The 1,369-nt window shown below is 68.9% G+C and carries 1 protein-coding gene; it reads left to right on the forward strand.

Annotated elements, in window-relative coordinates; all coding sequences use genetic code 11:
• Positions 1–13: 13 nt before the first annotated feature.
• On the forward strand, positions 14–1,369 hold a 1,356-nt coding region (locus I8N68_RS32395; protein WP_234041009.1), incomplete at its 3' end, for an IS30 family transposase.

Below are 1,369 nucleotides of genomic sequence, written 5' to 3' on the forward strand. Positions count from 1 at the left end.
CGGGAAGAAGCAGATGCGTGGTGTGCCGGCCGGTGCGCGTCGCCAGTGGGCGTCGGATCGGGCGTTGCGGCCGCCGATGCGTTCACCGGGCCGGCCGGAGCCGTCTCGTGCGGTGCAGCGGGACTTCTGGCGGCGGATCGCTTCGGGAGTAACCACGCTGGAGGCCGCGGAGGCTGTGGGTGTGTCATGGCCGGTCGGGTCCCGGTGGTTCCGTCACGCTGGCGGCATGCCGCCGATCAGTCTGGACGAGCCCACCGGCCGTTACCTGTCATTCGCCGAGCGCGAGGAGATCGCGCTGCTGCGCGCCCAGGGGGTCGGCGTGCGGGAGATCGCGCTTAGGATCGGACGCGACGCGGGAACGATTTCACGCGAGCTGCGCCGTAACGCGGCGACCAGGGGCGGTAAGCCGGTCTACCGGGCTCTGGTGGCCCAGTGGAAGGCGCAGCAGGCGGCGAAGCGTCCGAAGACCGCGAAGCTCGTGAGTAATGGCAGGTTGCGTGAGTACGTGCAGGACCGGCTCGCCGGCGGGGTCCGTCGACCTGATGGCACGATCGTCACCGGGCCTGAGGCGCCCGCGTGGAAGGGGCTGAACAAGCCGCATCGGCAGGACCGCCGCTGGGCGGCGGCGTGGAGCCCGGAGCAGATCTCGCACCGGCTCCGTGTCGACTTCCCCGATGATGAGTCCATGCGCATCAGCCACGAGGCGATCTACCAGTCGCTGTTCATTCAGGGGCGTGGAGCGCTCAAGCGTGAACTGGTCGCGTGTCTGCGCACCGGCCGGGCGCTGCGGGTTCCCAGAGCGCGGTCCCAGAACAAGCCGCAAGGGCATGTCACTGCCGATGTCGTCCTGTCCGAGCGCCCCGCCGAAGCCGGGGACCGCGCGGTTCCCGGGCACTGGGAAGGGGATCTGATCATCGGGACGGGTCGTTCCGCGATCGGCACGCTCGTCGAGCGCTCCAGCCGCTCCACGCTCCTGGTGCATCTGCCTCGGTTGGAGGGCTGGGGCGAGAAACCACCCGTGAAGAACGGTCCCTCGCTCGGCGGCTACGGCGCCGTCGCGATGAACACCGCGCTGACGACGTCGATGACAAAGTTGCCCCAGCAACTGCGCAAGACCCTCACCTGGGACCGTGGGAAGGAACTCTCCGGTCATGCGCAGTTCGCCCTCGATACGGGCACGAAGGTGTTCTTCGCCGATCCGCACTCGCCCTGGCAGCGGCCGACGAACGAGAACACGAACGGGCTGCTGCGTCAGTACTTCCCGAAGGGCACCGACCTGTCGAGGTGGTCCGAAGAGGACCTCCAAGCCGTCGCCCTCGCTGTCAACAACCGGCCCCGCAAGAGCCTTGGCTGGAAGACCCCGGCCGAG

Origin of the sequence: Micromonospora coerulea (assembly GCF_016598485.1) — a bacterium.
Classification (GTDB): domain Bacteria; phylum Actinomycetota; class Actinomycetes; order Mycobacteriales; family Micromonosporaceae; genus Micromonospora; species Micromonospora coerulea.